A 20,548-nucleotide genomic window follows, 5' to 3' on the forward strand; every position below is an offset into this window, starting at 1 on the left:
GGCGGTCGGCGGTCGGCGGTCGGCGGTCGGCGGTCGGCGGTCGGCGGTCGGCGTGGCGATCATCGTGGTTCGGCGCCCCGTCCCCTCACCGGGACACCCAGGTCTGCGCCCGGCGCGGGGTTCCAGTGAACGCCGGACGGCGTGGCAATCGGCCTAGTTCGGTGCCCCATCCCCTCACCGGGGACACCCAGGACCGCACCCAGCGCGGGGTTCCGGCGGTCGGCGGTCGGTGTGGCGATCGTCGTGGTTCGGTGGCCCGTCGTCTCACCGGGGACGCCCGGGGCCGCGCCCGGCGCGGGGTTCCAGTGACGCCGGTCGGCGTGGCAGGGGACGTCTGTGGGTCTCAGGGGTGCTCGCCGGGATCCGGTCGGCTGGACGCTGTCGTTCCGGAGGATCCCGTACCGCCCTGGTCAGGGCGTGGGACGTCGGCGGGTCGTCGTTCGTTGTGCGGCGTGGCCTTCGAGGCCCCGCGCGGGTGGGTGGTGGGTGCTCCCCCGCCTCGCGGGCCAGGGGGCGCGGTCCGGGTCGCGGGGCGCCGCGTGTCGGACGCCCCGCCGGTCGGGCGGGCGTTCAGGCGGCCGTCAGCATGCGGTCCGCGTAGGCCACCGCCACGGTCGCGAGCGCCCAGCGCATCCGGGGCGCGTACGTCTCGGGGTGGTCTCCCGCCTCCTGCGCGACCAGCCCGGCGTAGGTGATCGGGTCGCCGCCGCAGGTGTGCAGCCGGTCGTCGACGGCGGCCCGCACCTGTTCGGGGCGGGGGCGATCGGAAGGCTGCAGGCGCGTCGTGAACAGAACCTTGGCCAGGTCCGCCCTGCTCATCGGGATGGTGCTCGTCGGGGACATGGTGCCCTCCTTCGCTGCGTGTTCTCCACGCTATCGGGAGGCACTGACATTTTCGGGGGCGTCGGCGGGGGCCACCGAGACCGGGATCCCGTTGAGGTGCGCCATGCCCGCCAGGCGTTCCAGGTCCTCGGGGTCGGGCGAGGCGAGCACGTTGACGTTGGCCCCGCCGGCGGCGTTGGCGACGTTCCAGCCGCCGTCGTGGCCCCAGCCGTGCGGGACGGCGACCGTCCCCGGCGTCATCTCGTCGGTGACGACGACCGGCAGCTCGATCGCGCCGTGCGGCGAGGTGATCCGGCAACGCACGCCGTCGGTGATCCCGTGCTCGGCCGCGTCCCTGGGGTTGAGGCGGGCGGCGTGGCGGCGGTTGCCGCGCATGAGCGCGGGGGCGTTGTGCATCCAGGAGTTGTGCGAGCGGATCTCCCGCATCCCGATCAGCCGCAGCGGGTACTCCGGCGGGGGCTCGGGGGCGGCGGCGAGCCGTTCGATCTCGGTCAGGATCTCCCGCGGGGCCAGGTGGACGCGCCGGTCGCGGTGCCGGAGGCGGCGGCGCAGCGTTCCGGTGGGCTGGTGGTCGGCGAGCACGACGCCGTGCGGTTCGGCGCGCAGCCTCCGCAGGCTGAGGCCGCCGCGCCGGAGCCCGTACCAGTCGCCGCGCGGCCCGGTGCGCAGCAGCGCGTCCAGCAGGAACCGGGGCGAGGGCCGCACGCCGAGCCGGTGGGCGAGCCGCTGCGGGCCGAACGCCCCCACCCCGAGCCCCATCCGCCGCGCGAGACCATCGATGATCTCCCATTCCTGGCGGGCCTCGCCGCGCGGCGGCACGACGGCCTCGGTCCACGTGACGTACGGGGTGAGGTGGAGTTGCAGGAACGGCAGCGGGAAGTCCTCGCGCTCCAGGAACGTGGTGGCGGGCAGCACGTAGTCGGCCTTCCGCCCGGTCTCGGTGACGTACAGGTCGATGCAGACCAGCAGGTCGAGTTCGTCGAGGGCGCGGTCCAGGGCGGCGCTGCCGGGCACGGTGAGCAGGGGGTTGCCGGCCGACACCAGCAGCGCGCGCAGCCTCCCCCGCCCCGGCGTGGTGATCTCCTCGGCCATCACGCCCGCCGGGAAGGTGCCCAGCACGTCGGGGAACGCCCCGACCCGCGACCGCGTCCGCCCGTAGGTCGCCAGCCCGGACATCCGCAGCAGCTCGTCCACGCGCAGCGGCGAGTCCCCGAAGATCGCGCCGCCGGGGCGGTCGAGGTTGCCGGTCACCAGCGTCACCGCGTCGATGAGGAACGCGACCAGCGTGGCGTGCCGTCCCAGGCAGGTGCCGGTCCGGCCGTACAGCACGGCGCGTCGGGCGGCGGCGAGGTCGCGGGCCAGGGCGCGCACGGCCGCCGCGTCGACGCCGCTGCGCCGCCCGGTCTCCTCCGGCGGGAAGTCCCGGACCGCCCGCCGCAGCGCCGCGATGCCCGTGGCCTGCCGGGCGCAGGCGGCCTCGTCGGCCAGGCCCTCGTCGAACAGCACGTGCAGCAGCGACAGCAGCAGCCAGGCGTCGCCGTCCGGCGCGACCGGCAGGTGCTCGAACGCCCGCGCGGTCTCGGTGCGGCGCGGGTCGGCGACCACGACCCGGCCGCCGCGCCGCACGATCGCCGTCAGGTCCTCGCGGACGCGCGGCGCCGACACCAGGCTGCCGTGCGACACCAGCGGGTTGGCGCCGAGCATCACCAGCAGGTCGGTGCGCTTGAGGTCGGGGATCGGCACCAGGTGCGGCGAGCCGTACAGCAGGGCGCTGGCGGCGAACCGGCTGTTGGTGTCCTGCGACCCGGCCGAGTAGAAGTGCGGGGAGCCGAGGGCCTTCATGAAGCCGTTGAGCCACAGGGGATGGCTGTAGGAGAACGTCGCGGGGTTGCCGAAGTACCAGCCGATGGACTCCCCGCCATGATCGCGGCGCAGGGCGTTGAGCCGCCGGGCGATGTCGTTCAGGGCCTCGTCCCAGCTCACCCGCTCGAACGTGCCGTCCCCGCGCCGCCGCAGCGGGTGCAGCACGCGGTCGGGGTCGTTCTGGATCTCGCTCATGGCGATGCCCTTGGGGCAGGCGAACCCCTTCGACAGCGGATGCTCCCGGTCGGGCCTGATCCGGGCGGCCCTCCCGTCCTCGACGGTGACCGTCAGCCCGCACAACGGCTCACAGATCCGACAGTAAGTGATCGCTTGCCTCGTCGCCATGAGGCGATTGTGCCTCAGTCTTCGGCGTTGTAGCGGACCAGACAGCCCGCGAACCGCGCCAGGTCCTCGTCCGGCCAGGCATCGAGCCGGGACTGGAGCGCCTCCTGCCTGCGACGCGTTCCCGTCCCGCCACCCGCCGCGGGACTGGAGCAGGAACTGGAGGAGGTCACCCCCGCCTGAGCGGCCACGACGCCGTGGACGCGCCATGAACCGCGACCACCACGCGTCCGCGGCCTTCCGTTGCGAGAATGAAGTCACTCACGACCCACCGGTCACTCCGTTCCCGGTGTACGGCATGTCGTGCTCTCGTACGATAGGTCTGTCTAGTAGCGTTCAACTGTTTTACTCCTTACGCAAGGGTTCACGTCGATCGCGGAAGGACGGCGTGGTGTGATCACTGCCCTGGTCCTCACCTCACTGGCCGCCCTGTTCGGCCTGTGTCTGCCACGCCTGCTGCGCCCGATGCCGCCGCCGGACGAACCCGCCTCGGCGGGCTACCCCGAGTCCATGACGGCCGAGCTCGACCCGGGCGACGAGGAGTACCTCGCCTGGCTGGCCGACCACCTGTGGCCCGAGGACGAATATCTCGACGTGGAGCCCACCACCGACGGCGAGGAGGGGACCGGCGGCAGCGTGTGCCGCTGAACCGTTCGCACCACGCCGCCGGCGCCATTACAGTGACACTCCGTAGTCGCCCCCGACACCGCGGAGGAAAGTGCCCGAGGATCTGGAGCCGCTGTGCGTGCACTGCGGCGTGGAGATCGCGACCATCGAGATCGGCGAACCCGACCGGATCGAGAGCCTGGTCCACCGTCACCTGCTGCGCGTCGAGCCGTGGGACCACCCCCTGGAGATGGGTCTCGGCGTTCCCACGCCCCCTCCCCCGGCCTGCGACCTGTGCGGCGCGCCCGACCCGGCCTGGACCTACCCGCGCGGCCCGGCCCCGCGCGAGGAGCACGGTGACGACGCGCCCACCGTCGAGACGACCGACCTGGGCGGAAACGAGTTCGAGATCGCCCTGAGCTTCGAACGCCACCCCGACCTCCCCCCGGACGAGGCCCCCGCCCTCCTGCTGGAGCTGCTCTTCCACGACTGGCGCGCCTGCGACCCGTGCTCGGTGATGATCGCCGACCGCAACCTGGACGGCCTGGTCGAACGCGCCCTGTCCCACCGCCCGGCGGACGGCGAGGCGGCGATCACCCGCCTGCGGGGGACGTTCGGCACGTTCCTGAGGTTCAAGACCCGCCACCCCGAACCGGCACACGACTGACGCTCGGCTACCCGTCGTCACAAAGCGGTCTACTTTTCGTGAAGCCGGGCGACAGCGCGCCCCGGTCCGCGGAGGATGAATCCCTCGTCCGTCCCCCGCCGTCCCGCCCACCGACCGACGAGGACACGATGACGGACCACCCCTACCTCGGGACCGAGATCGCCCCCGCCGAGACCGACCGCCTCCTCCGCCTGCTGGCGCTGTTCCGCCGTGGTGACGAACGGGTGCGGGCGCTGGTGACCACCGTCCGGGCACTGCCGACGCTCACCCACGTGGCGATCACGGACCAGCGGATCCTCGGCTTCCGCGCGGCCGACCTCGCGCAGAAGGGTCCGCGACTGGCGGTGGAGCTGTCCGGGCTGGCCTCCGTCCAGACCCGCCCCTCCTACCAGCAGCGGCTCTCGCTCGTCGCCACGGACGTCACCGGCGAGGAGACGGACTTCGGCAACATCTCCGCCGCCGACGCGCCGCACGTTCTGCGCCTCACCCAGGCCGCCCCCGTCCCGGCTCCGCCGCCCGACCCCGCGGGCTGGCGCTACAACCCGCCGCCCAACTGGCCCGCTCCCCCACCCGGATGGACCCCGCCGCCGGGCTGGCAGCCCGACCCGTCCTGGCCCCCGCCCCCGGCGGGCTGGCGGCTCTGGACCCCCGCCGCGCCATCCGCTCCCCCGGCACCGCCGCCCGTTCCTTCGGCGCCGCCCGCACCGCTGGCACCGCCCCCGCCTTCCGCGCCGTCCGCGCCGGGCAATCGCCCGCTCTTCGGCGGCAAGAAGCAGCGCATCACGGAACTCGAAGCCGAGAACGCCCACCTGCGCGCCGAGCTGACCCGTCTCGGCGCGCTGGAGGCGGTCCAGCTCCAGACGGAGATCGACGACCTGCGTGCCAGGATCCGCGAACTCCACCGGGACGCCGCGGACGAACGCCGGGAACTCACCCGCCTCCGCTCCGACATCGTCGAGACCAAGGAGGTCGCCCTTCTCCAGGAGGCCGGGATCTACCAGTACCGGCACCGCCTGGAGGACGCCGTCGCCTACAAGGCCGAACTCGACAAGATCAGGAACCGCATCAAGGCCATGGCGCGCGACGACCGCGCCGTCGTCGGCGCCACCGACTGGACCGTCAACGGCTCGGCCACCGAGGGCCGCAGGATGGTGCGCGACTTCTCGAAGCTGATGCTGCGCGCGTTCAACGCCGAGGCCGACAACCTCATCCGCACGATGCGCCCCTACAAGCTGGACTCGGCGGTCGACCGGCTGACCAGGACCGCCCAGACCATCGAGCGGCTCGGCAAGACCATGCAGATCAAGGTCAGCTCCGAGTACCGGAACCTGCGGATCAAGGAACTCCGCCTCACCGCCGACCACCTGGCCAAACAGGAGGAGGAGAAGGAACGCGTCCGCGCCGAGCGGGACCGTCAGCGCGAGGAGGAGAAGGCCCGCAAGGAGTTCGAACGCGAGAAGGCCAAGCTCCTCAAGGAACGCTCACACGTCGAGCAGGCCCTCGCCCGCCTGGAGGCCAACGGCGACACGGCGGCCGCCGCCGAACTGCGCGCCAGGCTCACCGACGTCGAGTCCGCCCTGACCGATGTGGAGAGCCGCGCCGCCAACACCCGCGCGGGCTACGTCTACGTCATCTCCAACATCGGCGCGTTCGGCGAACGCATGGTCAAGATCGGTATGACGCGGCGGCTGGAGCCCATGGACCGCGTCAACGAGCTCGGCGACGCCTCGGTCCCGTTCCGCTTCGACGTCCACACGCTGATCTTCAGCGAGGACGCCGTCGGCCTGGAGAACCGCCTCCACCAGGAGTTCTCCTCCCGGCGGGTCAACCAGGTCAACCTGCGCCGCGAGTTCTTCCACGCGACGCCGGCCGAGGTCCGCGCGGCCCTGGAGCGCATCGGCGGCAGCCATCTCCTGGAGTACACCGAGTTCCCCGAGGCTTCCGAGTACCGCGCCAGCCAGGAGGCCGAGCCCGCGGCCTGACGCCTACCGCTGGTCCGCGTTCCGGGTCCCGAGCGCGGATCGCATGGCGGGCAGGTATCCCAGCTGATGTCCGCGAGCCGTCGGGTGGAAGGAGTCACCGAGCGGAACGGTCGTCCCGTTGAGCCATCCGTCGCCCGAGCACAGTTCGTGCCCGTCGAATTCGTCCCGCACATCGGAAAAGACGAACCCGGACCGCACCGCCGCCGCGCCCACAACGGTGGCGAGGGTGTCGGACGCCTTATTCAGCGCGTTACGACGCGTCGTGCTGACCCCGGGGCAGTAATCGACGTTCATGTAGAGATGCGGATACCCGAGCACGACCACACGCGCGCCCGGAGCCCGCGCCGAGATCTCGCCGTAGAGCCCGTCGAGCCGTTTCGGAAGAACGGTCTCCATGAAGATCTCCGCCGCGCCGGCCTCCTTGACGCAGGCGGCGGTCGACTCCAGAACGCAGGCCTTCATGACCCGCCCGAACCCGGCGTCGTTGCCGCCCACGGTGATCGTCACGAGCGTGGTGGCCGCGTTCAGCGCCCCCAGCTGCCCGGCACTGACGCTCCCCGTCGTGGCCCCCGCACACGCGACGAACGCGAACGACCCGACCTGACGCGACCGCGCCCACAACTGCGGATAGGCGTTACCGCTCCGCGCACAACGCCCACTGCTCTTGTCGTAGGGACCCGCCCCGACCCCGGAGGAATAGGAATCGCCAAGCGCGACGTAACGCTCCACCGCGACTTCGACAGGCCGCGCACAACCGCCGACAAGCCCGAACAACGCCACCCACAAGAGGGCAGCACACCATCGCCCAACCCGCACCGAAACCCCGCCACGAGAACCCCAGAAATGTACCGCCCCGCTTATACCCGGCCCCACACTCACGGAATCCAGCTCACCAAAGAATAAGAAAAGTTCCTCAATCAAACCCCTGACGGAACTGCCCTTCAGATCCTTTCGAGCTCCTCCAGATTCAGCCTCCCGCAAGAAGTGCACCCAGGCATCAACAAAAACGACAGCAAGTCGCCCAACTTGCGAACGTATTAACGGCTCACCGTGGCCTAAAACAAGAACAACGACCGACGACCGCACGGCAATGATCGGGAAGCCTCTCCGGGGCGCGCCGCACGAGGGCACGCCCGCCGCCCGTCGGCCGGGCCCTAACCTGGCGGGATGCAGGAGATCGAGGAGCTGGCGGCGCGGCTGCGGGCGTTCGCCGAGGCGAGGGACTGGGAGCAGTTCCACACTCCCAAGAACCTGGCGATGGCCCTCGCCGGTGAGACCGGCGAGCTGCTGGCCGAGTTCCAGTGGCTCACCCCGGAGGAGTCGGCCACGATCATGGACGGCCCCGCAGGGCCACGGGTGCGGGCGGAGCTGGCCGACGTGTTCTCCTACCTGATCCGCCTGGCCGATGTCCTCGGGGTCGACCTGCCGCAGGCCGCACACGCCAAGATCGACGAGAACGAACGGCGCTACGACGCCGACGCCTACCGAGGATCGGCCAGAAAGGCCCCTCCGCTTTCGGGTGCGTGAATGTCGGTGATCGCCGCTAGCCTTTCCCCGTAAGCGTTTGCGGCCCGACGGGCTTCCGCTGATCCGCGTCACACCGGGTCTGGGACATGCCCCCATACCGCACGAGGTTCTCGTGCTGCCTGGGGGTAGGTTCGTTGACGGCCGTCCGTCTCACCGCCGAGTCCGTCCTTTCGCCCGTCGAGCGCCACCTTTCCGACCTCTTGGCCGAACAGCTGAAGATGAAGAGCGGTGTCTCGGTCTCCGGGTCCGAGAAGCGGTCCTGGGAACGCAGCCTTCCCGCGCTTGCCCGGGATCTGCTCGAGGCGGGCTTGGGCCAGGTCGAGATGCTCGTCGAATACAAACTGCCGTTGACCAGCAAGCGGGTCGACGTGGTACTCGCCGGGGTGGACCGCAGGACCGGCGGTGACGCGTTCGTGGTCGTCGAGCTCAAGCAGTGGAGCCACGTCGAGGTCTGGGACGAGGACCCCAGCCGGGTGCTGGTGCACAACATGTCGGGCAGGCCCAAGCTGCACCCGGCTCTGCAGGCCAAGGGCTATACCGAGTACATCGACGGTTTCCTCACCGAGCTGGCCGACCACCCGGACGCCCTGCACGCCGTCGCCTACCTGCACAACGCCTCGAAGGCCGACGTGATCGACCTCTACGACGCGGTCGAGGACGAGAAGACCTTGTTGTTCACCCAGTCGACGCGAGGTGCTTTCGTCGACTACCTGAAGGACCGATTCGCCCCAGCCCCGGGCCGCGCGGTGGCGGACCGTTTCCTCAACAGCGAAGTGCGTCCTTCCAAGCAGTTGCTCGCACACGCGGCGAAGGAGATCAGAGAACGAGAGCAGTTCGTCCTGCTGGACAAGCAGCGTCTGGCCTACGAGCTGGTCATGCACGAGGTGAACAAGGCGCGGCGCTCCGACCGCAAGACCGTCGTGGTCATCACCGGCGGACCTGGCAGCGGCAAGAGCGTGATCGCGTTGTCCTTGCTCGGCGAATTGTCGCGCCGCAAGGTGCCCGTGCTGCACGCCACCGGGTCCAGGTCGTTCACCCAGACGATGCGGCAGCACGTCGCCAAGGGTTCGACACGCACCAAGGCGATGTTCAAGTACTTCAACGACTTCATGGAGTTCGAACGCAACAGCCTGGAAGTCCTGATCTGTGATGAGGCACACCGTATCCGCAACGTGTCGGCCACCCGGTGGACTCCGGCGCGGCTGCGGACCGGGCGGGCTCAGGTCGACGAACTCATCGACGCCGCGCGCGTCCCAGTGTTCTTGCTGGACGCGCAGCAGAACGTTCGCCCCGGTGAGATGGGGACGTTGGAGCAGATCCGCGAGCACGCTGAGGCCAAGGGGCTGACCGTCGAGCACGTGTCTTTGGACGATCAGTATCGCTGCGGTGGCAGCCGCGTGTACGAGGAGTGGGTTCTGCGGCTGCTTGGCCTGCATGAGGAGCCGATCCGGCCGTGGCAGGGTGATGAGGACTTCGACGTCTCCCTCGTGGACTCCCCGTACGAACTGGAGGCGATCCTGCGCGACCGCTCGGAGAAGGGGCACTCGGCCCGGATGACGGCCGGGTTCTGCTGGCCCTGGAGCAAGCCCGTCGAGGATCCGATCAGCGGCGAACGTTCGCTGGTCCCCGATGTGGTCATCGGGGATTGGGCGCGCCCCTGGAACGTCAACGGTGACCGAAGCGTCGGAGACGCCCCTCCCAGCGCGCTGTGGGCAACGGAACCCGGTGGGCTCGGACAGGTCGGCTGCGTCTACACCGCGCAGGGATTCGAGTACGACTGGAACGGCGTCATCCTCGGTCCCGACCTGGTGTACCGGAACGGCAGGATGGTCACCCGTCGCTCCGAGAGCAAGGACCCGGACCTGCGGCCGTCGAAGGCGACTGACGAGCAGGCCGACCGGCTGATCCGCAACGCCTACAAGGTGCTGCTCACGCGGGGCATGGTCGGCACGGTGATCTACTCCGTGGACGAGGAGACCCAGGAGTACCTGACTGGCCTTCTGCGCTGACCGGTTTTCGAGGGGATCGCCTCTCGTGTGGTTCTGACGCCGCCCGTTCCTGTTGGACGGGCGGCGTTCCCGTGTCGCGGCAGGGTGGTGAAGGAGCGTCACGGCTCCTGACGTTCCGCGTTCGGCTCCGATGCGCCGCCCCGCCGTCACCCTCTTGAGCGATCACGCTGTGGACCTGCGAAATCACAGAATGTCACACCCCTGCGGCATGATGCCGGGCATGGAGGTGGTCGGCATGAAGAAGACGACGAAGGTGGATCTTCGGTGCTCTCGGTGTGCCGTTCGCGGGGTCCGTGAGTCGGTGATCGGGGGTCGTTCGCCGCCGGGGATGAGGTGGTGCGGCGAGGAGAATCCCGGCGCGGATGCGTACTTGGAGTCGGGCGGCAACGGAAAGGAAGCGAGGCATGTCATGGGTGGCAAGAGGATCGACCTTGATGAGCTGGAGGCCTGGGCTGAGCGGAACGGGCGGTACGCGCCCGGGGTCACGTTGCTGGCGGTCGTCGCGGAGGAGCGGCTCGGGCACGGGCTGGGGAGACTCACCCCAGAGGAACTGCGGACGCTCTTAACCGAGGTGTATCCGGAGGAGCTGACGGTCGCCGGGCGGGACGCGGCGGCCGTGGTGCTGGAGAACGTCGGCGATCTCATCGACTTCCTGGTCGAGACCGGGCGGATGGAGGCGACCGCCGCGGTGCGGCTGTACCAGGAGCTGGTGCGGTCGGGAACGTGGTTCGTCGAGGCGGTCGAGGCGCTCGCGGTGAAGGAGGTCACGCCGCCGTGGCCGCCCGTGCGGCTGCCGGAGGAGGGCGAGCTGGCCGCGTTGGTGGCGGCGGCTCCGTTGACCGGGCTCCTGCTCGCGCTGGCGGAGTGGACCGGGGACGGTCGGGAGATCGGCGAAGGCGGCGAGCTGACGGAGGAGGGGGCGCGTGCCGCCGGTGAGGCGGTCGGGGCCGGTGACGCGGCGGAGCTGCGCCGGTTGTGGGAGGTGGCGTGCGATGCGGGGGTCGTGGAGATCGACGCGGTGCTGGGCCTGGCCCGGGCGGGAGCGGGAGCCGCGGGGTTGCGCAGTGGCCCCGGCGCGGTCCTGGACGCGTGGCGGCAGGTCGTGCTCGAACTGCTGTTTCCCGGGGCGGCGGTGCACGACGGCGGTACGTCGGTGGTGTGCTCACTGCTGATGGGCCTGTTCGAACGGCGGGCGCCGGTCACGGTCGCGACCGTCCGGATGGAGCTGGAGGGGTCTCCGCCGATCGGTGAGGTGGAGGCCGCCGCAGGTGAGCTGGAGCGGGCCGGGCTGCTGGTGCGGTCCGGGGCGGAGCTGTGGCTGTCGCCGCTCGGGGCGTGGGCCGCTGTCGTGTTCGTCGCGGCCATCGTCAGTGAGGACGTTCCGGTGCTGGGCGCGTACGCGCATGTGGGAGCGGCGGAGCTGCTGTACGTGATGCGGGGTTACGCGGAGGCGGAGCGGCGGGAGGAGCTGGCCGGGTGGCTGGCCGGACGCGGGGAGGAGGCGGGGGCACGGGAGATCGCGGAGGCGCTGGCGGAGGTGAGCCCGTTGGCTCGCCTGATCGGACTGAGCGTGCTCATCGAGGACCTCGGGGAGGCGGGCCGGGCCGCGTTGGAGATGTTCCGGGACGATCCGTTCCTGGGGCGGCTGGTGACGTTGACGCTGGCCGCGCGGGGCGAACCGTTCGAGTCGGCGAGTTCGGTCGAGGGCTCGTCATGGGTGCTGGTGGACATGGTCGCGGCGGGGCTGGAGCTGTCCGGCGACCCGTTCCTGTCCATGGAGAACTGCGAGCCGGCGGGCATCGTGCGCGTGGTCCAGAGCTTCGGGTCCGGTGACCACCCCTGGACGGAGGCGGTTCTGGAGGCGATGGCGGAGTCCGCGGCCGCCCCGGAGGTGACGCGGGCGGCACGCGAGGAGCTGCGCCGCCTCCGGAACGTCTCGCGGCGGCCTGCCGGCATGCCGGAAAGCCCCTTCGACGAACGGAGGAAGGGAGACGACAAGAACAGCTCCCCGTGAGGAGACTCCGGCTGGCAGGACGACTCCCGACTAGAACACCTCTCGACCAGGCCCTCTCTCGACGAGACCTCGCGGCCAGGGTTCCTTCCGGGGGGCGCCTTCCGGGGAGGGCTCCTCCTGGTAACAGCCCTTGCTGCCGCCGAAGAGCGGTGCCGCGTGGACAGGCTCTCGCGGCACCGCTCCGAGGCGACCCGCTGACACCTGACCACTCCTCACACTGGGCCACCCCTCACACCAGGCCGCCCCTCACACCAGGCCGCCCCTCACACCAGGCCGCCCCTCACACCAGGCCGCCCCTCACACCAGGCCGCCCCTCACACACCGGGCCGCCCCTCACACACCGGGCCGCCCCTCACACACCGGGCCGCCCCTCACAGGCAGCCGTGCGGTTGGGATAGAGCGGTGCCACGTGGACAGGCTCTCGCGGCACCGCTTCGAGGCGACCCCGCTGACACGTGACCACTGCTCACGCAGGGCCGCCCCTCACACCGGGCCGCCCCTCACACACCGGGCTGCCCCTCACGGGCAGCCGTGCGGTTGGGATAGAGCGGTGCCGCGTGGACGGGCTCTCGCGGCACCGCTTCGAGGCGACCCTGCTGACACGTAACCACTGCTCACGCAGGGCCGTTCTTCATGCAGGGCCGCTCCTCACACCGGGCCTCACACACCGGGTCGCCCCTCATGGGTAGCTGTGCGGTTGGGATGCGGAGTCGCGGAAGCGCAGAGTTTGAGCAGGTAGAAGGGGCCTTCCATGCTGCTGGTCTCTGGCGGCTCTTCAGGAGTGGCTTGCTTTTCCGGGATCCGCGCAACGAGAACGCGTGTGTGGGGTCGATGGCTGCGCGTCGCCTATCGACGATGGCTGGCCGAGCGGCGACGGTGCTGTCCGGAGTGCGCAAGAGCGTGTTGATGGAAGTGCGACAACAGCTCCAAGCCGCGTGGCGACAACGCGGGAGGTTGGGAGGTGAGCTGCTGGAGTTCCTGGTCCATGAGGTCGAACAGCTCGGTTTCGAGCGGGCTTCCGGAGCGGACGAACGCCGCGTCATCGTCCGACGTGTGTGCCCCCACGCACAGGCGTCCGAGGAACTTGTCGAAGCAGAACGTCCACCGGCTGTCAGCCGCATCTCTGACCAGCATCGTTCCGGTGCCGCCGTCCCGATAGATGTCGACCTTGGTGATGCGCAGTGGCCGTCGGGGTTCGACATACCAGGTTGACGCCTCAGGCGCACCCGGCACTCCGTCGAAGTCCTCTCGCCGCCACTTGCGGGCATGGGTGCTCTTCGTCACCTGACCATCATGGGGGCGGGGCCATGAGCTCGTTCACGGCCGCCTTCTTGGTCCCGGCAGGAGAGAGGCGTCAAGCGGACAGGGCTCTGAACGCCCTGATTTTCCTGGCTGGGATTCGCATGCGTGCCCGGTCCGTGCGCGTGCCCGGTCCACACGCGGAGCTGGTCTGTGCGTGGGGGTGCTTCGTGAGGGGTCGTTTTGGGGGCGGGGGGTGGGGAAGGTCGCCGGGGGATGGTGATCGTTGTTGGGCGTGTTCGGGGGTGGGTGGCCGAACCGAAGATCGTTGACTGTTAAGGTAAGCCTTACCTATCTTCGACCATGGTTCGCTCACCCGCTGGGGGCCTCGTGACGACCGCAGTCGCCGTTTCCATGACCCGCGCCGATGTCCTGTGGGACACCTACGCGCGGCTTGGCGACGTGCTCGGGCCTCTCGTACGCCTGAGCCCTCAGCTCCGGGTGGACGGAGAGCCGGTCACCGGTGAACGGCTCGTCCAGGACGAACCGCTGCGTGAACGGCTCGTCGAAGCCGCGCAGCGCCGGATCGCGGACGACCATGGCGTGACTCCCCGGCGCGACGTGGCGGCCATGGACGTGCTGCACCGGTACGCCTTCTTCGCCACGGTCTCCATGAGCGGTCCCTGGTTCCTGGAGCGGCGCGTGCCGTGGGTCGGACTGGACGGGATCGCCTACAACGAGGAGTCGTCCTCGTTGGCGGTCTCCCCCGCGCGTGTCGACTGCCTGCCGGACGACCCGGTGGCGGGGAGCCCGGGGACGCGCGTCGTCGCGGACGAGGAGCGGCTTCGCCGGGAACTGCGTGGTGCGGTGGCCGCTCACCTCCAGCCGGTGCTGGAGGCGTTCCGTCCCCTGATGCGCCGAGGACCACGGGCCATGTGGGGTCTGGCCACCGATGAACTGGTAGAGGGCCTTTGGTACGTGGGCCGGGTCGTCGGAGAGGAGAAGCAGGCGGTCCGCGCCGCCGAGGAACTCCTGCCGGGCGGCACCTCGCCTTTCGTGGGCGCGACCGGGTTCCGTTCCTGTGGGGACGGTGGCGGCGAGACCACACGCACCCGCATCAACTGCTGCCTTTGGTACACCGTCACCCCGCAGAAGCCCTGCGCGACCTGTCCACGTCGCACGCGTCCGTAACGCGCGTTCGTAGGACGTGCGAGGTGTTCCACGCTGCTTCCAAACTCACATGACGTCTGTTCACTCGCGTACGGGCCGCTCACGAGACGTTCTCGTAACTGGGATACGGGCGGCGGAGGCCATGGCGTCTGGATCAGTTGTTGTCTGCGGCGCGCTGTCACTCCGCAGAAGCCGTTTGCGCTCTGCCCGCACCGTGTGCTCGTAAGGTGTTTCACGTCGTGCGCAGCCCCGCGTGGCGTTCGTTCGTTTGCGCGCGGATCCCTCACAGGGCGTCCTTGCGACGTGTGTAGCCGTGCGGCGTTCGCTTGGGATGGTTGAGGGGGAGGGCGGAACGGCGCGGGTTGGCGTGGTGGCGGTTCCCATGTGCGTGGTCGCCGGGTCGGCTCGACCGTCGTTCTGTGAGGTTGAGCACGGCCGCAAGTGGCCATCAGGTGTTCGGCACGTTCGGTCCGCGCACGGCCGGTTGCACGCGAAGGCCGGGTGGGCCCCGTGGGGCTCACCCGGCCTTCATCGCGCGGTTACCGGGTCAGGCTCGGGCCGCGTCGACCTCGTAGGTCTTGGCCACGTCGTCGAGGACCGCGTTGGCGCCGTAGAGGCCCACGGCGATCATCCAGGTGATGTCGTCGACCTCGTGGACCTTGCCCTTCAGCTGCTTCCACAGCGGGTTGGCCTGGAACTTCTGCTTGCTCTTGGCCGAGGCGCCCTGCGGGTCGGGGAAGGTGGTGACGAAGATGTCGGCGGCGTCGACCTTCTTGATCTGCTCCTCGGAGATGTCGGCGTTGAAGCCGGTGCCCTGGGCGTCCTTGGGCTTGTCGAAGCCGAGGTCCTTCACGATGACACCGATGTAGGTGTCCTCCTTGTACAGGCGCGTCGGCCCGTCCACGAAGCGCACGACGGAGACGGTGGGGTTGGCCCCCTTCTTCTTGCGGACCTCGTCGCCGATCGTCTTGGCGCGCTTCTCGTAGGCCGCGACCTTCTGCTCGGCCTGCTGCTCCTTGCCGAGCGCCTTGCCGACGAGCCGCAGGTTGTCCTTCCAGGTCGCGCCGGTGTCCTCGGTGAAGACGGTGGGCGCGATGCCCGAGAGCTGCTTGTACAGCTTCTCGTGGCGGACCTTGGCCGACAGGATCAGGTCGGGCTTGAGGGCCTGGATCTTCTCCAGGCTGGGCTCCTCCAGCATGCCGACCGGGGTCGCCTTGGCCGCGTACCTGGCCGCGTCGCCGCCGAAGTAGGGCGGCAGCTTCTCGTTCGGGGCGGCGAACGTGGTGTAGCCCACGACCTCGGTGCCCAGCGCCAGCGAGGCGTCGACGAAGGTCATGTCGAGCGCCACCACGCGCTTCGGCTCGGCCTTCAGCTCCGTCTTGCCCACGGCGTGGTCGATGGTGCGGGGGAAGGCGGTGCCGGCGGCGCCCGAGGGCGCGTCATTCTTGCCGGCCGCGTCGGAGCCGCCGCCACAGGCGGAGGCGGCCAGCAGGCTCGCGGCGACGGTGACGGCTCCGAACGTGCGGCTGAAACGACTGAGCCAACGGGCTCTCATCGGCGGATCCCTTCTTCGGTCACATTGTGCGGGATAAGGATAGGCTCGCCTAAGTTTCAGATACGTCGCCGGGGAGGGGATCGTGACCGAAGCGCTACCTGCGCCGCCCACGAAACGTGGGCGGACACGGCAGGTCGCGCCCGAAAGGGCGTCGCGGCGGGGGGTGTGGACCGTTGTTCTGGTGAGCGCGCTGGTCCTAGCCGTCATGCTGAGCATCGCGCTGGGCGCCGAGCCGCTCAGCCCGGGTGAGATCTGGCACGGGCTGTGGCACGCCTCGGGTTCCGAGGGGGACGTCATCGTGCGGTCGCTGCGGCTGCCCCGCACGGTGACGGCGGTCGTCGCCGGTCTCGCGCTGGGCGCCGCCGGGGCCCTGATGCAGGGGCACACCCGCAACCCCATCGCCGACCCGGTCGTGCTCGGCATCAGCGCCGGCGCGGGCATGGGCGTCGTGGCCTCGATCTTCCTGGTCGGCGTCACCGGCCTGTACGGCTATGTGTGGTTCGGGTTCCTCGGCGCCGCGCTCGCCGGGGCCGGGGTGTACGCGGTGGGCGCGCTGACGCGCGGTGGCGCGACGCCGGTGACGCTGGCGCTGGCCGGGGCCTCGGCGCACGCGCTGTTCACGGCGCTCACCGCCGGGATGGTGCTGTTCGACCGGCAGGCGCTGGAGACCTACCGGTTCTGGACGGTGGGGTCGGTCAGCGGCCAGCCTCTGGAGCTGACGGTGCGGGCCCTTCCGTTCATCGTGGTCGGGCTGGTGGTGGCCGCGTTGAACACGCCGGGGCTGAACGCGCTGTCGCTCGGCGAGGACGTGGCGCGGTCGCTGGGCGTGCGGGTCGGGCTCAACCGCGCGCTGGGCATGACGGCGGTGACGCTGCTGACCGGAACGGCGGTGGCCGTGTGCGGGCCGATCGGGTTCGTCGGCCTGGTCGGCACGCACATCGCCCGGTACCTGTCGGGGCCCGACTACCGCTGGATCACCGCGCAGGCGGCGCTGATCGGGGCGGTGCTGATGGTGGCGGCCGACACCCTCGGGCGGCTGGTGGCCCGGCCCGGTGAGCTGCAGGTGGGCATCGTGCTGGCGCTCATCGGCGCTCCGGTCTTCATCCAGCTGGTGCGGCGGCGTGGGGCGGTGCGGATATGAGTGTCGTGCCCGGACGCGCGGCCCTGCGCGTCGGTCCGGTTTCCGCGCCGTGGCGGCCGCGTACGGTGCTGGTCCCGCTGGTGACGCTCGGCGTGCTGTTCCTCGGGGTGGTCGTCAACTGCGGGCGCGGTGACATCGACATCCCGTTCGGTCAGGTGGCCCTGGCGTTGTTCGGCGGCGGGGACGAGGCCGACCGGCTGGTGGTGACCGAGCTGCGCCTGCCGCGGTCGGCGACCGGCGCGCTGGTCGGGGCGTCGCTGGCGCTGGCGGGGGCCATCATCCAGGGGCTGGGCCGCAACCCGCTGGCCAGTCCCGACATCCTCGGGATCACGGCGGGCTCGGGGGTGGGCGCGGTGACGGTCATCGTGTTCGGCGGCGCCTACGGGGGCGTCGGCGGCGCGGTGGCCGACGTCGGCGTCCCGGTCGCGGCGGCCGCGGGCGGGTTGCTGGCGGCCGTGGCCGTCTACCTGCTGGCCGTGCGGCGCGACCTGTCGGGGTACCGCGTGCTGCTGGTGGGGGTGGGCGTCAACGCCGTCCTCACCAGCGTGCTGTCGTGGCTGCTGCTCAAGGCCGACATCGTCGACGCCGGGCGCGCGCTGCTGTGGCTCAACGGCAGCCTCAACGGCGCGTCCTGGGACACCGCGCGGCCGCCCCTGTGGGCGCTGGTGGCGCTGCTGCCGGTGGCCCTGGCGCTGTCGTTCCCCTTCGGGGCGCTGGCGTTCGACGACGACACCGCGCGCGGTCTGGGCGTCCGGATGAACGCGACCCGCGCGGTGCTGCTGCTCACCGCGGTGCTGCTCACCGCCGCCGCGACGGCCGCCGCCGGTCCGGTCGCGTTCGTGGCGCTGGCCAGTCCGCAGCTGGCGGTCCGGCTGGTGCGCGCGGGCTCGCCGCCGCTGCTGGCGTCCGCGCTGGTCGGGGCGGCCGTCACGGTGTGGGCCGACGTCCTCGGCCGCACCGCCTTCGGGAGCGTCGAGCTGCCCGTCGGCATCCTCACCGCCGCGCTGGGCGCGCCGTATCTGCTGTACCTGCTCGTTCGAAGCGGAAGGGCCCGCACGTCATGACCGACACCACCCCCACCCGGTCCGCGAGCGCCGCGCCGGAGGAGGCCAGGCCCTCGGTGCGGCTGCGCGCGCAGGGGCTGACGCTCGCCTACGGCGACCGGGCGGTCGTCCACGAGCTGGACCTCGACGTCCCGGACCGGACGGTCACCGTCATCATCGGGCCGAACGGCTGCGGCAAGTCCACCCTGCTGCGGGCGTTCGGGCGGTTGATGAAGCCCGCCGCCGGATCGGTGCTGCTGGACGGCCAGCCCGTCCACCGCATCCCCACGCGGAAGGTCGCCGAACGCGTCGGGCTGCTCCCGCAGTCGCCGATGGCGCCGGAGGGGCTGAGCGTCGCCGACCTGGTGGCGCGCGGACGTCACCCGCACCAGACCTGGTACCGGCGGTGGTCCTCCGACGACGAGGCCGCCGTCGCGGAGGCGTTGCGCGCCACCGGCATGGTCGAGCTGGCGGGGCGGACGCTGGACGAGCTGTCGGGCGGCCAGCGGCAGCGCGCGTGGATCGCCATGGCGCTGGCGCAGCAGACGGAGCTGCTGCTGCTGGACGAGCCGACCAACCACCTGGACCTGGCGCACCAGGTCGAGGTGCTCGACCTGGTGCGCGACCTGCACCTGACGATGGGCCGGACCGTCGTGATGGTCCTGCACGACCTGTCGCTGGCGGCCCGCTACGCCGACCGGCTGGTGGCGATGCGCCAGGGGCGCGTGGTCGCGCAGGGGACGCCGTCGCAGGTGCTCACCGAGGAGCTGGTGGAGGAGGTCTTCGGGCTGCGCGCCCGCGTGCGCGTCGACGAGGAGACCGGCGCGCCGCTGGTGATCCCGCTGAGCCGCCACACCGGGCTCGTCGAGGGGCCCCGGGACGACCGGATGTGAGCCCGGATGTGAGCAACGACGCGAGGACCGGGGCGTCCGCCCGGTGGACGACCGCGCACATTTTGCTAGGTTAGCCTTACCTAAGTCTGCGGGCGGTGAGCCGCCTCCTTCCCAGGCTTGTCCCCGCCAGGCTTGCCCCGGCCCTCCCGTCCCCGCTCGTGACCGAAGGATCCCCCATGCTGCGTGCCCGTCTCCTCGACCGACAGGCGCAACGTGAGTCCGCCGCCCGGACCTACGCGCGGTCCCTCCCGGTGGCGCCCGTCGCCGCCTCCGGTGCCCGCGTGACCGGAGCCGACGGCCGCGCCTACCTCGACTGCCTCTCCGGGGCGGGCACCCTCGCCCTCGGCCACAACCATCCCGACGTGGTCGCAGCCCTGCAGGAGGCGCTCGGCTCGGGCGCCCCGCTGCACGCCCTGGACATGATCACCCCGCAGAAGGACGCCTTCAGCGGCGAGCTGCTGCGGCGGCTGCCGGGCACCCTCCGCGACAACGCCAAGCTGCACTTCTGCAGCCCCGCCGGGACCGACGCCGTCGAGGCGGCGCTCAAGCTGGCCCGCAACGCCACCGGACGCCAGGGCGTGTTCGCCTTCACCGGCGCTTACCACGGCATGACGCTCGGCGCCTCCTCGGTGTCCGGACCCGGCCGGATGCGGCGCGGCTCGGCCGCGTTCGGCCCGGCCGAGGCCCAGCCCGTGACCCGGCTGCCCTACCCCTACGGCTACCGCTGCCCGTTCGGCGTCGGCGCGGACCGGGCGGGCGAGCTGTCGGCCCGCCTGATGGAGAGCTACGTCACCGACCCCAGCAGCGGCGTCGGCACGCCCGCCGCCGTCATCCTGGAGGTCGTCCAGGGCGAGGGCGGGGTCGTGCCCGGCCCGGACGCGTGGCTGCGCGAGGTGCGCCGCATCACCGCCGAGCACGGCATCCTGCTCATCGTCGACGAGGTGCAGACCGGAATCGGCCGCACCGGCGACTTCTGGGCCTGCGAGCGCGCCGGGATCACCCCCGACATCCTCGTCACCTCCAAGGCCGTGGGCGGCGGCCTGCCGCTGGCCCTGATCGCCTACCGGCCGGATCTGGACACCTGGCAGCCGGGCGACCACACCGGCACCTTCCGCGGCAACACCCTGGCCATGGTCGCCGGGGAGGTCACGCTGCGGACCGTCGCCGAGCAGCAGCTCGCCGAGCGCGCCGCCAAGCTGGGCGAACGCCTCCGCGCCGGGCTGCGCGAGCTGGCCACCGAGCACCCGCAGATCGCCGAGGTGCGCGGCCGCGGCCTGATGATCGGCGCCGAGCTGGTCGACCCGGCCGCCGAGCCCGACGCCCGGGGCTCCCTGCCCGGCGACCCGGCCTTCGCCCGCGCGCTCCAGGCCGCCTGCCTGGAGCACGGCCTGATCCTCGAACTCGGCGGGCGCGGCGACAGCGTGCTGCGGCTGCTGCCGCCGCTGGTCCTCACCGACGAGGAGGCCGACTCGGTGCTGCACCGCATCGCCGACGCGCTGGCCGACGTCGCCGTGGAGCGTGCCGCGTGAGCGAGACCGCCCGTCCCGACGCGATCCGCTCCGACGCGACCGCCGATCCGGCCGCGCCGCACGCGCTGCGCCGTCTGGCGTCCGTCGCGCTCGACGCGCTGGCCGACGGCGCCGCCGCGCGCGGC

The 20,548-nt window shown here is 71.3% G+C and carries 16 protein-coding genes; 11 read left to right on the plus strand and 5 right to left on the minus strand.

Annotation, left to right across the window (positions count from 1 at the left end):
• Nucleotides 1-570: 570 nt before the first annotated feature.
• Nucleotides 571-843, minus strand: a complete 273-nt coding sequence (locus AKI01S_RS42305) for a hypothetical protein (protein WP_067831493.1) — start codon at nucleotides 841-843, stop codon at nucleotides 571-573.
• A gap of 30 nt (nucleotides 844-873) precedes the next feature.
• Nucleotides 874-3,051, minus strand: a complete 2,178-nt coding sequence (locus AKI01S_RS42310; protein ID WP_067831495.1) for a molybdopterin-containing oxidoreductase family protein — start codon at nucleotides 3,049-3,051, stop codon at nucleotides 874-876.
• A gap of 390 nt (nucleotides 3,052-3,441) precedes the next feature.
• Between AKI01S_RS42310 and AKI01S_RS42315 the strand changes: the two genes are divergently transcribed.
• The 3 genes from AKI01S_RS42315 (at nucleotide 3,442) to AKI01S_RS49890 (ending at nucleotide 6,303) form a co-directional block, all read left to right on the plus strand.
• Nucleotides 3,442-3,696 carry a hypothetical protein gene (locus tag AKI01S_RS42315; protein WP_067831497.1) on the plus strand — a complete coding sequence of 85 codons (255 nt, stop codon included), beginning with the start codon at nucleotides 3,442-3,444 and terminating at the stop codon, nucleotides 3,694-3,696.
• 70 nt (nucleotides 3,697-3,766) lie between these two features.
• A complete protein-coding gene (locus tag AKI01S_RS42320; protein WP_067831499.1) occupies nucleotides 3,767-4,321 on the plus strand; it encodes a hypothetical protein in 555 nt (184 codons plus the stop codon).
• A gap of 128 nt (nucleotides 4,322-4,449) precedes the next feature.
• Nucleotides 4,450-6,303, plus strand: coding sequence for an SNIPE associated domain-containing protein (locus tag AKI01S_RS49890; RefSeq protein WP_084000790.1), 1,854 nt, complete (start codon nucleotides 4,450-4,452; stop codon nucleotides 6,301-6,303).
• 3 nt (nucleotides 6,304-6,306) lie between these two features.
• Here AKI01S_RS49890 and AKI01S_RS42330 read toward each other — a convergent pair whose 3' ends face one another.
• Nucleotides 6,307-7,083, minus strand: a complete 777-nt coding sequence (locus tag AKI01S_RS42330) for an SGNH/GDSL hydrolase family protein (RefSeq protein WP_245682013.1) — start codon at nucleotides 7,081-7,083, stop codon at nucleotides 6,307-6,309.
• 387 nt (nucleotides 7,084-7,470) lie between these two features.
• On the opposite strand from AKI01S_RS42330, the gene AKI01S_RS42335 reads away from it, so the two are divergent.
• The 3 genes from AKI01S_RS42335 to AKI01S_RS42345 all read left to right on the plus strand — a co-directional run bounded on the left by AKI01S_RS42335 (nucleotide 7,471) and on the right by AKI01S_RS42345 (nucleotide 11,853).
• Nucleotides 7,471-7,830, plus strand: coding sequence for a nucleotide pyrophosphohydrolase (locus AKI01S_RS42335; RefSeq protein WP_067831501.1), 360 nt, complete (start codon nucleotides 7,471-7,473; stop codon nucleotides 7,828-7,830).
• Between the two features lie 134 nt (nucleotides 7,831-7,964).
• Nucleotides 7,965-9,839, plus strand: a complete 1,875-nt coding sequence (locus tag AKI01S_RS42340) for a DUF2075 domain-containing protein (RefSeq protein ID WP_067831523.1) — start codon at nucleotides 7,965-7,967, stop codon at nucleotides 9,837-9,839.
• 409 nt (nucleotides 9,840-10,248) lie between these two features.
• A complete protein-coding gene (locus tag AKI01S_RS42345; RefSeq protein WP_067831503.1) occupies nucleotides 10,249-11,853 on the plus strand; it encodes a hypothetical protein in 1,605 nt (534 codons plus the stop codon).
• 846 nt (nucleotides 11,854-12,699) lie between these two features.
• On the opposite strand, the gene AKI01S_RS42350 is transcribed toward AKI01S_RS42345, so the two are convergent.
• Nucleotides 12,700-13,137, minus strand: coding sequence for a hypothetical protein (locus AKI01S_RS42350; RefSeq protein WP_067831505.1), 438 nt, complete (start codon nucleotides 13,135-13,137; stop codon nucleotides 12,700-12,702).
• A gap of 345 nt (nucleotides 13,138-13,482) precedes the next feature.
• On the opposite strand from AKI01S_RS42350, the gene AKI01S_RS42355 reads away from it, so the two are divergent.
• Entirely contained in the window at nucleotides 13,483-14,283 is an 801-nt protein-coding gene (locus AKI01S_RS42355; RefSeq protein ID WP_084000791.1) for a hypothetical protein, read from the plus strand.
• A gap of 526 nt (nucleotides 14,284-14,809) precedes the next feature.
• Here the strand turns inward: AKI01S_RS42355 and AKI01S_RS42360 are convergent.
• On the minus strand, nucleotides 14,810-15,817 hold the full coding sequence (locus AKI01S_RS42360; RefSeq protein ID WP_067831508.1) for an ABC transporter substrate-binding protein: 1,008 nt from the start codon (nucleotides 15,815-15,817) through the stop codon (nucleotides 14,810-14,812).
• Nucleotides 15,818-15,998: 181 nt separating this feature from the next.
• Between AKI01S_RS42360 and AKI01S_RS42365 the strand changes: the two genes are divergently transcribed.
• From AKI01S_RS42365 to AKI01S_RS42380, 4 genes are all read left to right on the plus strand, one after another.
• A complete protein-coding gene (locus tag AKI01S_RS42365) occupies nucleotides 15,999-16,958 on the plus strand; it encodes a FecCD family ABC transporter permease (RefSeq protein ID WP_218010027.1) in 960 nt (319 codons plus the stop codon).
• Entirely contained in the window at nucleotides 16,955-18,022 is a 1,068-nt protein-coding gene (locus AKI01S_RS42370; protein WP_067831513.1) for a FecCD family ABC transporter permease, read from the plus strand. Before AKI01S_RS42365 ends, AKI01S_RS42370 begins: the two co-directional genes overlap by 4 nt.
• Nucleotides 18,019-18,894, plus strand: a complete 876-nt coding sequence (locus AKI01S_RS42375) for an ABC transporter ATP-binding protein (protein WP_067831515.1) — start codon at nucleotides 18,019-18,021, stop codon at nucleotides 18,892-18,894. Before AKI01S_RS42370 ends, AKI01S_RS42375 begins: the two co-directional genes overlap by 4 nt.
• Nucleotides 18,895-19,070: 176 nt before the next feature.
• Complete coding sequence (locus AKI01S_RS42380; RefSeq protein WP_067831517.1) at nucleotides 19,071-20,423, plus strand: diaminobutyrate--2-oxoglutarate transaminase family protein; 1,353 nt, start codon at nucleotides 19,071-19,073, stop codon at nucleotides 20,421-20,423.
• Nucleotides 20,424-20,548: the final 125 nt, after the last annotated feature.

The organism is Actinomadura kijaniata NBRC 14229, assembly GCF_001552175.1.
Classification (GTDB): domain Bacteria; phylum Actinomycetota; class Actinomycetes; order Streptosporangiales; family Streptosporangiaceae; genus Spirillospora; species Spirillospora kijaniata.

What these genes read in the sequence shown, in the direction of transcription:
- AKI01S_RS42305 (WP_067831493.1), bottom strand. Translation starts at nt 843, where the DNA reads ATGTCCCCGACGAGCACCATCCCGATGAGCAGGGCGGACCTGGCCAAG.
- AKI01S_RS42310 (WP_067831495.1), bottom strand. Translation starts at nt 3,051, where the DNA reads ATGGCGACGAGGCAAGCGATCACTTACTGTCGGATCTGTGAGCCGTTG.
- AKI01S_RS49890 (WP_084000790.1), top strand. Translation starts at nt 4,450, where the DNA reads ATGACGGACCACCCCTACCTCGGGACCGAGATCGCCCCCGCCGAGACC.
- AKI01S_RS42335 (WP_067831501.1), top strand. Translation starts at nt 7,471, where the DNA reads ATGCAGGAGATCGAGGAGCTGGCGGCGCGGCTGCGGGCGTTCGCCGAG.
- AKI01S_RS42345 (WP_067831503.1), top strand. Translation starts at nt 10,249, where the DNA reads ATGGGTGGCAAGAGGATCGACCTTGATGAGCTGGAGGCCTGGGCTGAG.
- AKI01S_RS42360 (WP_067831508.1), bottom strand. Translation starts at nt 15,817, where the DNA reads ATGAGAGCCCGTTGGCTCAGTCGTTTCAGCCGCACGTTCGGAGCCGTC.
- AKI01S_RS42370 (WP_067831513.1), top strand. Translation starts at nt 16,955, where the DNA reads ATGAGTGTCGTGCCCGGACGCGCGGCCCTGCGCGTCGGTCCGGTTTCC.
- AKI01S_RS42375 (WP_067831515.1), top strand. Translation starts at nt 18,019, where the DNA reads ATGACCGACACCACCCCCACCCGGTCCGCGAGCGCCGCGCCGGAGGAG.
- AKI01S_RS42380 (WP_067831517.1), top strand. Translation starts at nt 19,071, where the DNA reads ATGCTGCGTGCCCGTCTCCTCGACCGACAGGCGCAACGTGAGTCCGCC.